Source organism: Amycolatopsis sp. CB00013 (genome assembly GCF_001905755.1).
GTDB lineage: Bacteria > Actinomycetota > Actinomycetes > Mycobacteriales > Pseudonocardiaceae > Amycolatopsis > Amycolatopsis japonica.
In genome coordinates, this window is record NZ_LIWC01000002.1 from 1050807 (window position 1) to 1064136 (window position 13330).

At 68.5% G+C, this 13330-nt stretch carries 15 protein-coding genes; 1 reads left to right on the top strand and 14 read right to left on the bottom strand.

The window, feature by feature from the left end; translation table 11 throughout:
- Nucleotides 1-291 precede the first annotated feature (291 nt).
- From AMK34_RS15080 to AMK34_RS15095, 4 genes are all read right to left on the bottom strand, one after another.
- Nucleotides 292-1431 carry a DUF418 domain-containing protein gene (locus AMK34_RS15080; protein WP_073845778.1) on the bottom strand — a complete coding sequence of 380 codons (1140 nt, stop codon included), beginning with the start codon at nt 1429-1431 and terminating at the stop codon, nt 292-294.
- Nucleotides 1432-1502: 71 nt separating this feature from the next.
- Nucleotides 1503-2234, bottom strand: a complete 732-nt coding sequence (locus AMK34_RS15085; RefSeq protein WP_073845779.1) for a TetR/AcrR family transcriptional regulator — start codon at nt 2232-2234, stop codon at nt 1503-1505.
- Nucleotides 2231-2938 (bottom strand): DUF2334 domain-containing protein, encoded by a 708-nt coding sequence (locus AMK34_RS15090; RefSeq protein WP_228694807.1) that lies wholly within the window; start codon nt 2936-2938, stop codon nt 2231-2233. Before AMK34_RS15090 ends, AMK34_RS15085 begins: the two co-directional genes overlap by 4 nt.
- A 58-nt stretch (nt 2939-2996) precedes the next feature.
- Nucleotides 2997-3878, bottom strand: coding sequence for a phosphoribosylaminoimidazolesuccinocarboxamide synthase (locus tag AMK34_RS15095; RefSeq protein ID WP_073845780.1), 882 nt, complete (start codon nt 3876-3878; stop codon nt 2997-2999).
- Nucleotides 3879-3913: 35 nt separating this feature from the next.
- On the opposite strand from AMK34_RS15095, the gene AMK34_RS15100 reads away from it, so the two are divergent.
- Nucleotides 3914-4720, top strand: coding sequence for an SAM hydrolase/SAM-dependent halogenase family protein (locus tag AMK34_RS15100; RefSeq protein ID WP_073845781.1), 807 nt, complete (start codon nt 3914-3916; stop codon nt 4718-4720).
- Here the strand turns inward: AMK34_RS15100 and AMK34_RS15105 are convergent.
- The 10 genes from AMK34_RS15105 to AMK34_RS15150 form a co-directional block, all read right to left on the bottom strand.
- Nucleotides 4603-5490 (bottom strand): MOSC domain-containing protein, encoded by an 888-nt coding sequence (locus tag AMK34_RS15105; RefSeq protein ID WP_073845782.1) that lies wholly within the window; start codon nt 5488-5490, stop codon nt 4603-4605. The two genes, AMK34_RS15100 and AMK34_RS15105, sit on opposite strands and share 118 nt — an antisense overlap.
- A 330-nt stretch (nt 5491-5820) precedes the next feature.
- Nucleotides 5821-6561: an amino acid ABC transporter ATP-binding protein gene (locus AMK34_RS15110; protein ID WP_073845783.1), complete on the bottom strand. Its 741-nt coding sequence runs from the start codon at nt 6559-6561 to the stop codon at nt 5821-5823.
- A complete protein-coding gene (locus AMK34_RS15115) occupies nt 6558-7316 on the bottom strand; it encodes an amino acid ABC transporter permease (protein ID WP_037334661.1) in 759 nt (252 codons plus the stop codon). Before AMK34_RS15115 ends, AMK34_RS15110 begins: the two co-directional genes overlap by 4 nt.
- Entirely contained in the window at nt 7317-8099 is a 783-nt protein-coding gene (locus AMK34_RS15120; RefSeq protein ID WP_073846302.1) for an ABC transporter substrate-binding protein, read from the bottom strand.
- Nucleotides 8100-8107: 8 nt separating this feature from the next.
- Nucleotides 8108-8881: an ABC transporter substrate-binding protein gene (locus AMK34_RS15125; protein WP_038521444.1), complete on the bottom strand. Its 774-nt coding sequence runs from the start codon at nt 8879-8881 to the stop codon at nt 8108-8110.
- Between the two features lie 5 nt (nt 8882-8886).
- Nucleotides 8887-9714 carry a substrate-binding periplasmic protein gene (locus AMK34_RS15130; RefSeq protein WP_083649869.1) on the bottom strand — a complete coding sequence of 276 codons (828 nt, stop codon included), beginning with the start codon at nt 9712-9714 and terminating at the stop codon, nt 8887-8889.
- A gap of 163 nt (nt 9715-9877) precedes the next feature.
- A complete protein-coding gene (gene purB / locus AMK34_RS15135; RefSeq protein ID WP_073845784.1) occupies nt 9878-11308 on the bottom strand; it encodes an adenylosuccinate lyase in 1431 nt (476 codons plus the stop codon).
- Nucleotides 11309-11399: 91 nt separating this feature from the next.
- Nucleotides 11400-11993 carry a TetR/AcrR family transcriptional regulator gene (locus tag AMK34_RS15140; protein WP_037334651.1) on the bottom strand — a complete coding sequence of 198 codons (594 nt, stop codon included), beginning with the start codon at nt 11991-11993 and terminating at the stop codon, nt 11400-11402.
- A 23-nt stretch (nt 11994-12016) separates the two neighbouring features.
- The gene (locus AMK34_RS15145) at nt 12017-12718 is read right to left on the bottom strand and encodes a hypothetical protein (protein WP_037334649.1); all 702 of its coding nucleotides are present in this window, start codon (nt 12716-12718) and stop codon (nt 12017-12019) included.
- Nucleotides 12705-13223 carry a SigE family RNA polymerase sigma factor gene (locus AMK34_RS15150; RefSeq protein ID WP_038521447.1) on the bottom strand — a complete coding sequence of 173 codons (519 nt, stop codon included), beginning with the start codon at nt 13221-13223 and terminating at the stop codon, nt 12705-12707. The genes AMK34_RS15145 and AMK34_RS15150 overlap by 14 nt, the downstream gene beginning before the upstream one ends.
- Nucleotides 13224-13330 lie beyond the last annotated feature (107 nt).

Genomic DNA, 13330 nt, shown 5'->3' on the forward strand with positions numbered 1-13330 from the left:
GGCGTTGCGAAAGCCACTTTCGCAACGTTGAAGGTTGCGAAAGTGGCTTTCGCAACGCCTCTTGCCGTCCGGTCGCCGAGTGGTCGGCTAGCCGTGTCGCGAAAGCCACTTTCAGGACATCTGACGTCCCGAAAGTGGCTTTCGCGGCACGGGCTTCCCTTGAAGGCAGGGCAAACGTGGCGTGATCGGACTGGCCGATGATCCAGCGCGCCGCGCCGCCCCCGGTGACGTTGCGAAAGCCACTTTCGCAACGTTGAAGGTTGCGAAAGTGGCTTTCGCAACGTCAGGCTTCTAGCTCCGGTACGCGAGTTTCCGCACCAAGATCTCCGCCGGTCCCCGATACGCCCGCCGGTGCATCACGTACGCGACGACGACCGTCAGCAGCCACACGCCGAGCCCGCACGCGGCCGCGACGAACGTGCTGCCGCTCAACCCCAGCATGAACGGCGGCGCCAGGATCAGCCACGCCACCGACTGGAACAGGTAGGCACTCAGCGTGCGCTGGCCGAGCGCCGAGATCGCGGTGACTAGGACGCCGCGGCGTTTTTTGCCGACCGCCATGCCGATGAGCCCGAACAGGCTGATGTAACCGATCGCGCCGAACAGGCCCGCTCCCTCGTACATCAGCTTGACGAGCCCGGCGGTCTCCTCGTCGAAGCCGACGTAGTCACCGGCGAAGAGCCCCATCGGCAGCGCGCCCGCGATCGCGACACCGAAACCCCCGAACAGACCGAAAAGGAGCAGTTTCCGATTCGGCTCCTCCAGCACCCGCTTCTTCGCGGCCCAGGCGCCCACCCAGACGAACAGGATCGACGACAGCAGGACCGCGGTGGTCATCGGCCATTCGACGAGCCGTTCCCGCACGGCGCCGCCGTACGTCGGCGCCAGTGACGACGCGTCCTCGATGGACGGAACCGGCGCGCTCCCGGAATTCCCGGTGAGCACCAGGTACATCAGCACTGCCAGATAGCAGACGCCGAAACCCAGGTACAGCACCGGAATCCGATAGAAACCCTTGCCGCGCCGCAAAAGCAGCAGGGCGAACACCATGCCGACCACTCCGTACGCACCGAGCACGTCGCCGGAGAAGAACAGCACCCCGTCGACGGCGCCGAAGACGAGCAGCCACGCGTGACGGCGGAGCAGGATGCCACGCGTGCGCGGCCATGACTGCCCCAGCGCTTCCTGCCGATCGGCGAACTGCACCATCCCGTAGCCGAGCATCATGCCGAACAGCGGCAGCGCGCACGCGTGGACGAGCACGAACAGCACCACGAAGTACGGCCGTTCCAGTCCTTCCGGCGTCTGATCGACGCCCGGCGTGTTGCCGAGGAAGATGCTCGCGGTATGCGCCAGCGCGACCAGCAGGAGCGCGAAACCCCTGGCCAGATCCGGTGCGAGCACACGCTCGCCCGTCGGTGTCGATGTCATGGATCCCCCTTTAGTATCCAACGTACACTAATTAATGTCCGGCGGATACTAAAGGCTGAGGAGGGGTTTTGTCAGCTCGCTTCGACGAGAGCGGCGATGCCGTCGAGGACGACGTCGAGACCGAAGTCGAAGTCGGAGTTCTGTTCGGAGCCACCGAGACCCGAGCTCAGGAAGCCCACGGCGTCGGGGAAACGCTCAGGGTCGATCAGCTCGGCGAGGCCCTTGCCGTAGGCCTGTTCCGCCTGCGCCTGGGTCAGCCCGCTGTCCTTCCGGCCCTCGGCGAGCTGCAGGGCCTGCGCGCAGGCGAGGCGGACATAGCCGCCGATCAGGACCAGGATCCCGCCCTTGGTCCCCCAGTCGAGGCCGGTTTCGCGCAGCGTGCGCAGGAAAGCGTCCATCCAGGCGACCGCGTGCGGACCGGCGGGCGGGCCGGAAAGCGGCAGCTCGACCAGCCACGGATGGCTCATCAGCACGTCGCGGTTGGCCTCGGCCAACGTGGTCAGCTCGGCCCGCCAGTCACCGGTGGGCTCCACCTCCGGCGGATCGCCGATGGCGACGTCGGCCATCAGCTCCAGCAGCTCCGCCTTCGAACCGATGTGGCGGTACAACGACATCTTCGTGACGCCCAGATCCTTCGCCACGTTCGCCAGCGTCACGTTCGCGACGCCTTCGCGATCGGCGAGGTCCACCGCCGCCGCCACGACACCGTCGATGTCGAGCACGGAAGGCCTGCCGCGCGTCGGGCGTTCCGACCGGCGCCAGAGCCGCATCAGCGTCGCCGGTGCGCCTGCGTCGTCGGTCATCCCGACAATTTAACCCGCGTTCGCGAGAGCGAGCCGTACGTGGTTCCGAAAGCGCGGTTCTCCAGCGAGACGTCGACGGCGTCGAGGAACGCCTGCCGCAGTCCCGGCCGGGCGAGGTCCGCGGCGTCGATGCCGAGCCGCACCAGCCCGCCGCGGCGCGCGGCCCTGGCGGCGGCCAGCACCAGCGCGAAACACCGGACGGTCTCCGTGCGGTGCGACGGTCCGCCGAACTCCTGCACCCTGGCGCGCTGGACGTCCCCGGACACCAGGTCCCGCACCGACGCCAGATCCGCGCACAACGTGAACCCGTGCTCGCGCAGGGCCTGCAGAGTGCCTTCCGAGGCGATCCAGCGCGGCGGCGCGAAGCCGTCGACGGCCATGCCGTTGGCGTCGAGCGCCGCCTTCGCCGCGATCAGGCGCAGCCTCGCCTCGTGCGCGGGCAGAGCCGCGAACTCGGCTCGTTTGCCCAGGTAGACGGCGCGATGGGTGGGCGGGATCTGGTGGTCGTACCCGTGCAGGAGGACGGAATCGCCGCGGGTGCGACGCGTCCGGACCCACTCGGTCACGGGGCCCTCGCCGGTGCGAGCGGCGTAGAGCACGGACAACGGGACCCTGCGCCGGTCGAGTTCGGCCGCGAGATCGGCGCAGCGGTGCAACGTCCGGGTGGTCACGCCGGACAGGGAAACCAGCAAACGTGCGTCCACCCCACCAGTGAGCCAGCCGCGACTTGCGCCGGACTGACCACGGGGTGAACGCCGCAGGTCAGGCGGGCCAATCCTGCAGCGACCGGCCGGTGATGCGTTCGTACGACTCGATGTACCTCGCGCGCGTGGCGGCGACGATGTCCTCGGGCAAGGGTGGCGACCCGGGTCTGTCCCGGCGATGCCAGCCGGACGCCGGACTGGTGAGCCAGTCCCGCAGCGGCTGCTTGTCGAACGACGGCTGCGGGCTGTCCGGCGCGTAGCCGCCCGCCGGCCAGTAGCGCGAGGAATCCGGGGTCAGGACCTCGTCGGCGAGCACGAGATTCCCTTCCCGGTCGACGCCGAATTCGAGCTTCGTGTCCGCGAGGAGGATGCCGCGTTCGGCGGCGAACTCCGCGCCGCGGCGATACACCGCCAGCGTCGCCTCGCGGACCTCCTCGGCCCGCTCGCGGCCGAGCTGCCCGACGACGTCGGAGAAGGCGATGTTCTCGTCGTGCGAGCCGCGGTCGGCCTTGGTCGCGGGCGTGAAGATCGGCTCGGGCAGGCGGGACGATTCGGTCAGACCGGGCGGAAGTTCGACACCGCAAACCGTGCCTCGCGCGCGATAATCGGCGAGACCGGTACCGGTGAGATAGCCGCGGGCGACGGCTTCGAACGGCAGCATCGCCAGCCGCCGCACCAGCAGCGCGCGGCCGCGGACCTCGGCGGGGATGCGGTCGTCGTCGTAGGAGACGAGATGGTTGGGGAGGACATCGGAGAGCAGGGAGAACCAGAACACGCTCATCGCGGTGAGCACCCGCCCCTTGTCCGGGATGGGCGTGTCGAAGACGACGTCGTAGGCGGAGATCCGGTCGGAGGTGACGAGCAGCAGATGCTCGTCATCGACGGCGTAGAGCTCACGGACCTTGCCGGCGGCGATCTTCGGGTATTCGAGCGTCGTCACGGCTGCACCCTAGCGATCAAGGATGATGGCTGATCATGCCGATCCACTGCGTTTCGTTCACGACCGACTACGGACTGAGCGACGGTTTCGTGGCCGCGTGCCACGGCGTGATCGCGCGGATCGCGCCGTCCGTACGGGTGATCGACGTGAGCCACGAGATCCCTCCGCAGCAGGTCAGGACCGGCGCCGAGGTGCTCGCCCAGACCGCGCCGTATCTGCCGGAGTCCGTCCATCTCGCCGTCGTGGACCCCGGTGTCGGCACCGCCCGGCGCGGCGTCGTGGTGGTCACCGACCGCGGAATGCTCGTCGGCCCGGACAACGGGCTCCTCATTCCCGCCGCCGAAACACTCAGCGGGGTGATAGCCGCGTACGAACTCGCGGCGCCGGAATACCGCCTTCCGGTGACGTCGTCGACGTTCCACGGACGTGACGTCTTCGCCCCCGCCGCCGCGCATCTCGCGCTCGGCGTCCCGCCCGAGGAGTTCGGGCCGCGCGTCGACGACCTCGTGCGGCTGCCCGACCCGTTCGTCGCGGTGTTCCCCGGCAAGCTGGTGGCCGAGGTGCTCACGGTCGACCACTTCGGCAACGTCCAGCTGGCCGCGAGCCCCGCCGACCTCGAACTGGCCGGGCTGGCGGGCACGGTCTCCGTCAGCAGCGAACACGTCCTGGTGAAAGCGCTGGTCGGCGACACCTTCGGCACGGTGCCGCCGGGCCGGAACGTGCTCTACACCGATTCCGCCGGACGGCTCGCGGTCGCCGTGAACGGCGGCTCGGCCTCGGCGGTACTCGGGCTCGGACCCGCCCAGGAGTGCACGATCACCTCGTCGCCGACGGCCACCTGACCGGGTCCGGTCACCGCCATTTTGATCCCGAACGAGACGCCGCCCTCGGGTTCGCGGCGGTAGTCGGCGAGCGACCGGATCGGCTCGGGACCGGCCTTCTTCCCGGTCTCCTGGTCGACCATCGGCACCGTGCAGCGGATGCAGACCTTCGCGTACCCCAGTTCGAGGCCACCGGCGGTGAGCGAGCGGACGTCGTCCTCGCGATGCGGCTCTGGCCAGCCCGCGACGACGATGTTGGGCCGGAAGCAGTCCATCGGCACGGCTTCGGCGCCGCGCGACGCGATACGCTCGTTCAGACCGTCCAAAGAGGACTCCGAGGTCAGCAGGATCGCGTGCGCGTCGGCGAAGGCCGCGGTGCCGGGGATCTCGCCGTTGGTGACGCGTTCGTGCTCCGGTGCGAGCCCGACGAACACCGACGGCAGGCCGAGGACGTCGGAGAACCACTCGGCGGCCTCGTCTCCCTGATGGACGCCCTTGCCCTGCCAGGTGAACGTCGCGGCGGGCTGCCTCGGCCCGTCCGTGACCGTCTCGACCAGCAGTTCCTCGACGCCGGGAGCGGCGAGACGCAGGCGGGCGCCGTCGTCGAGCACCTCGGCCCGGATCGACGCCATCACCGGATGCTTGCGCTGGCTGCGGAACTCGCCCTCCGGGGAGACGACCATCCAGGCCCGGTCGAACCTCAGCCCCGCGGGGGTGACGTCGGCCGTCGCGACCGACGTGCCCGCGCAGCCTTTGACCGGGTAATAGACCAGCTTCGCCACTCTCGCCATAGCCGCAGGTTAACGACTAAGGCGTGGTGAGTGGCGATTCGGGCCAAGGCTGTCTTAGGTGCCTACTGAATGTGGGTGGCCGTTGGCCGCCGGTCCGTGAAGGCCTCCTTCCCTACCCTGAAGGTAGGCAAGGAGGCCTTCACGGACTACACGATCGCCACCCGCGGCTCTGCGACACCACCAGCCCCAGCAGTCACAGCAGATGTGTGAAGGCCCCCCTCCCTCGGCTCAGCGGAGGAAACTCGACCTTCACACCTTCCCAAGTACATGAAGGCCCCCTTCACTGCGTCTAGCGCAAGGAAGGGGGCCTTCATGTACTGCGGAAGCGCGCTACAGCACTTGCGACAGGAAACGCTGCAGCCGCTCGCTCCGCGGAGCGTCGAAGATCGCCTCCGGAGCGCCCTGTTCGACGATCTTCCCGTCGTCCATGAACGCGACTTCGTCGGCGACGCCGCGCGCGAAACCCATCTCGTGGGTGACCACGAGCAGCGTCAGCCCGCGCTCGGCCAGCCCGGCCATCAGCGTGAGAACGCCCTTGACCAGCTCCGGGTCCAGCGCGCTGGTCGCCTCGTCGAACAGCATGACCTCGGGCTCCATGGCGAGCGCCCGCGCGATCGCGACCCGCTGCTGCTGCCCGCCCGAGAGCGCGCTCGGCCGGTACGGCGCCTTGTCGGCGAGGCCGACCTCGGCGAGGCGGGCGTGCGCGATCTCCGCCGCCTCCTCCTTGCCGAGTTTGCGCACACTGCGCAGCGGCAGGGTGATGTTGTCCAGCACGCTGCGGTGCCCGAACAGGTTGAAGTGCTGGAACACCATCCCGACGCGCTGCCGCAGCGCGTCCGGATCGGTCGAGATGACGCTCTCGCCGCCCAGCAGCAGGTCGCCCGAGTCGGGCTCCTGGAGGCGGTTCACACAGCGCAGCAGCGTCGACTTGCCGGACCCCGACGGCCCGATGATGCAGGTCGTGCGGCCCTTCTCGACCGTCAGGTTCACACCCTTCAGCACTTCGAGGGTGCCGAAGGAGACGTGGATGTCGCGGAGTTCGACGCTGGAGGAACGGACGGCGGCGGTCATGACATCGGCACCTTTCCGGCGTTCAGGAGTTCCGTTTCGCCGCCCTCGTCGTCGACCCGGATCTTCTTGCCGGTGCGCAGCTTCTTGTCGATGTAGTTGACCAGATGCGTCAGCGGCACGGTGATCACCAGGTAGACGGCACCGGCGGCGACAAGCGGCGACAGGTTCCCGGTGTTCGCCGCGAGGTCCTGCCCGATGCGGAACAGGTCGCGCTGCTCGGCGAGGAAGCCGAGGAAGTACACCAGGCTGGAGTCCTTGACCAATGCGATGAACTGGTTCACCAGCGCGGGCAGCACGCGCCGCACACCCTGCGGGATGACGACGAGCGTCATCGCCTTGGTGTAGCTCATGCCCAGCGCGCGGCTGGCCTCCATCTGTCCTTTTTCGACACTCTGGATACCGGCGCGGAAGATCTCGCCGATGTACGCGGCCGCGATCAGGCTCAGCGCCAGGATGCCCAGCGGGTAAGGATTCCGCGACAGCGACGGGATGAGGATCCCGCCGCCCTGCCCGATCACCAGGATGGTCAGGATCGCGGGCAGGCCGCGGAAGATGTCGGTGTACACCCGGGCGGGCCAGCGCAGCCACGCCTTGCTGGACAGGCCCATCGTGGCCAGCAGCATGCCGAGCACGGTGCCGATCAGTGCCGAGAACACCGACAGGATCAGCGTGTTCAGCAGGCCGGTCCCGAGGAGGTCGGGGAAGACCTCCCAGATGTACTCCCAGTTCAGGAAGGTGTTGAGGAAATCGTCCACTTACTTCTGCCCGGCCTTGAACTCCGCGGGCACCGGCGCGTTCGGTTCGAACCGCTGGTGCACCTTTTCCCAGGTCCCGTCGGCGATGACCGCCTTGAGCCCCGCGTTGATCTTGCCCGCCAATTCGGTGTTGCCCTTCTTGACCGCGAAACCGTGCGGGATCGTCGTGGTGATCGCCTTGACCACCTTGAGTTTCGCGTCCGGGTTCTTCGCCGCGTAGTCCTCGGCGGTCGCCTGGTCGAAGATCGCGCCGTCGATCGCGCCCGACTTCAGCGCGGCGAGCGCGGCGGCGTCCTGCGGGAACTTCACCGCCTGCGCGGTGGGCGCGTTGGCCGTCAGCCAGCTGTCCGACACGGTGCCCTGGACGACGCCGATCCGCTTGCCCGCCAAGGAGTTCTCGTCGGTGATCGCGACGCCCTCGCGGGTCTCGATGCCGAGCGACTGGTAGTTGTACGGCGCCGAGAAGTCGACGGTCTTGCGGCGTTCGTCGGTCTGCGAGATCCCCGAGCTGCCGATGTCGAACTTGCCGGTGGCGACCTGGCCGAGCAGCGCCGAGAACTCCGTGGAGACGAACTCGAGTTTCAGGTTCTGGTGCGCGGCGATGGCCTTCAGCAGCTCGTTGTCGAACCCGGTGAACACGCCGTTTTCCTGATAGGCGTTGGGTTTCGAGTCGCTGAGGGTGCCGACGCGAAGGGTTTTCCCGCCGGCGTCCTCACCGCCGCCGCACGCCGCCAGCACCGCCACGAGGACGGCACCGACGACGGCGGCGAGTGACTTCTTCATCGTGATCCTCACGCCTTGAACTGGGCCGGGACCGGGGCCGTCGGCAGGAACTTCTCGTGCAGCTTGACCCAGGTGCCGTCGGCGATGACCTGCTTGAGGCCCTCGTTGATCTTGGTGAGCAGCTCGCTGTTGCCCTTCTTCACCGCGAAGCCGTGGGGCACGTCGGTGGTGAAGGACTTGACGACCTTGAGCTTCGCGTCGGTGCTCTCCTTGACGTTCGTCTCGGCGATCGCCTGGTCGAGGATGTAGGCGTCGACGGCGCCGCTCTTGAGCGCGGCCAGCGCCGGGGCGTACCCGGGGAAACGCACGGCCTGCGCGTCGGGCACCGTCGAGGTGAGCCACTTGTCGCCGACGGTCGCCTGGATGACCGCGACCCGCTTGCCGGACAGGCCCTTCTCCTCGGTGATCGGCGAGCCGTCCTTGGTCTGGATGCTCATGACCTCGAAGTTGTACGGGCTGGAGAAGTCGACGTTCTTCTTGCGCTCGTCGGTCTGCGCGATGGCCGAGCTGGCGATGTCGAACTGGTTGTTCGCGACCTGGCCGAGCAGCGAGGAGAAGTCGGTCGAGGCGAACTCGAGCTTCAGGTTCTGCTTGGCGGCGATGGCCTTCAGCAGCTCGTTGTCGAAGCCGGTGTAGTTGCCGTTCTCGACGTAGATGTTCGGCGGCGCGTCGCTCAGCGTCCCGACGCGCAGGGTCTTCTCGGTGGCGGATTCGCCACCACCGCAGGCGGCGAGCACGGCGACGAGGCCCGCGGCCAGCGTGGCGAGCAGCGTTTTCTTCATGATTTTCAGACCCCCGGGTTCTGCACGGGCAGGCCGGGGCCGCCCTGTTCGAGTTCCTTGGGCAGCGGCTCGGTTTTGAAGAACTGAGCGTGCAGGCGGGCGACGGTGCCGTCCGCCACGGCCTTCGCGAGGCCGTCGTTGATCTTCTTCAGCAGTTCCTTGTTGTCCTTGCGGACGGCGAACGCGGACGGCGTGTCCTTGGTCTCGACGGTGTAGCCGAACTCCAGCTGCAGGTCCGGGTTCTGGTCGATGTACTTCTGCCCGATGTCCTTCGGCACGACCCAGCCGTCGAGGCTGCCGCCCTTCAGCTGCGCGAAACCGGCGTTGTAGTCGGGGAAGCGGACGACGTTGGCGCCGGGCACCTTGCCGCTGGCGAAATCGTCCTGCACCGACGCCTGCACGACGCCGAGCCGCTTGCCGTTGAAGGCGCCGACGTCCTTGAGACCCGCGCCCTTCTTGGTGATGATCGAGGTGAACCCGGTGCTGTAGCCGTTGCTGAACGCGACGGTCTTCTTGCGGGCCTCGGTGGTGGAGATCGTGGAGCTGCCGATGTCGAACTTGTTGGTGGCGACGGCCGCGAGCAGCCCGGCGAACTCGGTGCCGACGAACTCGACCTCGAAGCCCTCGCGCCTCCCGATGTCGCGCAGCAGTTCGTTGTCGTAGCCGGTGAAGGTGCCGTTCTCCAGGTAGATGGACGGCGGCGCGTCGGTCAGGGTGCCGACCCGCAGCTTCTGGCCGGTCGTGCTCGCGTCACCGGAGCCGCAGGCGGCGAGGGCGAGGGTGGCCGCTCCGGCCGTGACGACGGCGACGATTTTCGACAGCGTGGATCTCATCGCTTCTTCCGTGGGTGTCGGCGCGCAAGGCGCGATACAAACACGCCAGGCCGCCTCATGGGCGGCCTGGCGCTCCGGGTTCAGCGATCGAGATTAGGCATTTCGCCCGATCGAGTAACTTCGTCTCACTCTGTGAACGCCCCGTGGTGGGGCTGCTCACAGGTCAGAGGATCGGTGCCGGCGAGTAGTTCGCCGCCTCCGGGAAACGCTCCAGGATGGCCTCGACGCGGGCCGCGATCGCGGCCACCTGACGCGGCGCGACACCGGTGAACGAGATGCGGTCGGCGAGGAGTTTGTCCAGCTCACCGCGGTCGAGCGGGATGCGCTCGTCGGCGGCGAGCCGGTCGAGGAGGTCGTTCTCGGCCAGCCCCTGCTCCCGCATCGCGAGCGCGACGCCGACGGCGTTCTCCTTGATCGCCTCGTGAGCGGTTTCACGCCCGACCCCCGCGCGGACCGAGGCCATGAGCACCTTGGTGGTCGCGAGGAACGGCAGATAGCGATCGAGCTCACGTCCGATGACCGCCGGGAAGGCGCCGAACTCGGCCAGCACCGTGAGGAAGGTCTCCAGCAGACCGTCGAGCGCGAAGAACGCGTCGGGCAGCGCGACCCGGCGGACGACGGAGTCGGACACGTCGCCTTCGTTCCACTGGTCGCCGGCGAGCTCGCCGATCATCGACAGGTAGCCGCGCAGCACCACGGCGAGCCCGTTGACCCGCTCGCAAGAGCGCGTGTTCATCTTGTGCGGCATGGCCGACGAGCCGACCTGGCCGGGTTTGAAGCCCTCGGTGACCAGCTCGTGGCCCGCCATCAGCCGGATCGTCTTCGCCAGGCTCGACGGGGCGGCCGCGAGCTGGACGACGGTGGACAGCACGTCGAAGTCGAGCGAACGCGGGTACACCTGGCCGACGCTGGTGAACACGTTCTCGAAGCCGAGGTGGGCCGCGACCCGCGACTCCAGTTCGTCCAAAGTGGACTCGTCGCCGAGCAGGTCGAGCATGTCCTGCGCGGTGCCGACCGGGCCCTTGATCCCGCGCAGCGGGTAGCGGCCGATGAGGTTTTCGAGCCGGTCGAAGGCGACCAGCAGTTCGTCGGCGGCGGTGGCGAACCGCTTGCCCAGGGTCGTCGCCTGCGCGGCGACGTTGTGCGAACGACCGGCCATCACCGTGTCGGCGTGCTCGACCGCGATCGCGGTGAGCCGGGCCAGCACGGCGCCGACGCGGCTACGCACCAGCTCCAGCGACCGCAGCACCTGCAGCTGCTCGACGTTCTCGGTGAGGTCCCGCGACGTCATGCCCTTGTGGACGTGCTCGTGTCCGGCGAGCGCGTTGAACTCCTCGATGCGGGCCTTCACGTCATGCCGGGTGACGCGCTCACGTGCGGCGATCGAGTCGAGGTCGACCTGCTCCAGGACGCGTTCGTAGTCGGCGACGACACCGTCCGGCACCTCGACGCCGAGGTCGGCCTGCGCGCGGAGCACGGCGAGCCAGAGCTCGCGCTCCAGCACGACCTTGCGTTCCGGGGACCAGAGTTCGACCAGCTCAGGCGAGGCGTAGCGGCCGGCGAGCACGTTGGGGATGCGGGGCTTGTCCGTCACGCGGCCAGACTAACCCGCCCCGCGTTTCGTCCTCTGAATGCGGTGGTTCGCGACGCCAACTACCGCATTCAGAGGACGAAACGCGGGAGTTTCAGGCCAGGGCCGCCTGGAGCATGCGCGCGGCGGCGGCCCGGGGCTCCGGGTCGACCTCGATGAGCGCGTTGACCACGGCGCCGTCGACCAGGGCGACGAGCCGCTCCAGTTCGGTGGCGTCCACAGGAGTGCCGGAGCGCGCGAAGATCTCGTGGAGCAGCTCGTACAGCTGCGCGGACAGCGTCCGCATCAGGGGGCGAAGGTACGGGCGGCGCCCTGTCCCGACGAGGCGTTCGTAGCGCAGAAGGACCGCTTCGGCATCGGCCTCGCGATCCGGGCGGAGCGGGCCGAGGAGCATGTCCAGCACCAGGTCGACGGTGGCCTCGACGCCGCGATTGCGGGTCGCCAGCTCGTCGAGACGCTGCCGCCCGTCCTCCAGTTCCACCTTCGCGTGGTGCTCCACCGCGGCGGTGACCAGCTCTTCCAGCGAATCGAAGTAGTACGTCGTCGAAGCGAGCGGAAGACCGGCCCGCTCGGCGACCGCACGATGCCGCACAGCGTCGAAACCGCCCTCGGCCAGGAGCGACGAGGCGGCCTCGATCAGCTCGGCACGGCGTCGCTCACCCTTCGGTGTGGTCGCTGCGGCGGTCATGGCGGGCTATTTTGCCAGCTCGGTTAATAGCGGGCGGCGAGCACGCCGACCAGCCTGTCGACGTCGGACTCGGGAAGGGCGGGCCTGCCCGAACCGTCGCCGAGGCTCACCACGACCACGAGAGACCCCTTGGGGGTGGTCCGCCGCGCCTCGGCCGCTCCGGTGGGCATCACCGGGACGGACGAACCCGCCGGGTAGACCGCCGCGGAGACCGTGCCGCCCGGCACCTGGAACCCCGCGGACCTGGCTCCCGTCGTACAGATGTCGCCGGGCGTCGACTTGGCGACATCCACGGGGACCGGGAGCTCGCCAGCGAGGGCGGTGGCGAGCTCCCGGTCCACCTGGTCGCACCCGTAGGTGCCTTCGGCCACCAATGGGCCGGTCTTCTCTACTCCGCCGCCCCCCTGCTGAGGCGGCGGGTTCGAGAAGTTCGAGGACTCCCCGTTCTGAGGACGTGCGGACGCGGCCCCGGGTTGCCCCGCGGACGCCGCTTCCTGATCGGATTTGGCCGCGGTCCCCAGTTCGAAGTCGGTTCCGCCGAGCACGCCGAACATGCCCACTCCGGCCAGCACCAAAACCACCGCACTACAGGCCACCGCGATACCGTTTCGGCGTCGGGCAGTGGCGCGTTTCGAGGCGCGGACCACGTCGGCGGTGTCGAAGGTCGGCGACGGCGCGTCGCCGGGGGCGTCACGGAACAACGCCTTCAGGTCATTCTCGTCCATCCCGTGCCACCTCCTCCTTCTCCATGACCTGCCTGAGGTTCGCCAGCCCGCGCGCGGTCTGGCTCTTGATGTTCCCTTCGCTGCAGCCCAGCGCCTTCGCCGCGGCACCGACGTCCAGCCCCTCGAAGAACCTGAGCACCAGCACTGCCCGCTGCTTCGGGGGCACTTCCCGTAACGCGGCCAGCAGGTCTTCCCTGGTGACGACCTGTTCGCCGAGGTCGAAGCCGTCCTGCGGCGGTTCGGGCAGCTCTTCGGTCTGCCACTCCCGCCGCCACGGCCGCCTCGACTCGTCGATGGCCGCCCTGACCAGCGTCTTCCGCACGTAGGCGTCGGTCGCCGCCCGTTCTCTGATCTTCTTCCACCTCCGGTGCAGCGCGACGAACGCCGTCTGCGCGAGATCGTCCGCACGATGCCAGTCACCGCAGAGCATGTACGCGGTCCTGCGCACGGAGTCCCGCTTCGCGGCGAAGTACTCCGCGAACTCTTGTTCGTCGCGCTGGTTCACGCGGTTTTTGTCTCCGCTCTTGCCTCGTCGGTGGGTAGGACGGAACCGGGGGCGTCCACGGTTGCATGAGCGGGCGCGGCGGACCAGCCGGGGAGGAGATTCATGGC